Raw genomic sequence first — 292 nt, forward strand, 5'->3', positions numbered from 1 at the left:
TTCAGGCCTCCGGCCGTGACTGGCGCACGCCGCCGTTGTGGGGGATTGGCCTGACGCAAGCGGTCAGCGGCCACACACAGTTTTTGCATGACGGTCGCGCGCGCAATCTGCTCGAAGCGGTGCTTTGGCACGGCGGTGAAGCGCAAGCGGCGCAGCAACAGGTTTTGTCTTTCAATGCCGAGCAGCGTGCCGCGCTGCTGGCGTTTTTGAACTCACTTTAAACACTGATAAAAGAATCGGGAGCCCGACATGTTCCGTCCCAAGCTACTGTTCACCAGCCTTGCCGCGCTCG

General features: G+C 60.6%; 1 protein-coding gene. It reads left to right on the forward strand.

What is annotated here, in order from left to right; genetic code table 11:
* A partial coding sequence (locus BK660_RS32325; RefSeq protein WP_311202933.1) for a di-heme oxidoredictase family protein occupies nt 1–221 on the forward strand: 221 nt, incomplete at its 5' end.
* Nucleotides 222–292: the final 71 nt, after the last annotated feature.

The sequence above is a fragment of the Pseudomonas brassicacearum genome (assembly GCF_003732265.1).
Classification (GTDB): Bacteria; Pseudomonadota; Gammaproteobacteria; order Pseudomonadales; family Pseudomonadaceae; genus Aquipseudomonas; species Aquipseudomonas brassicacearum_D.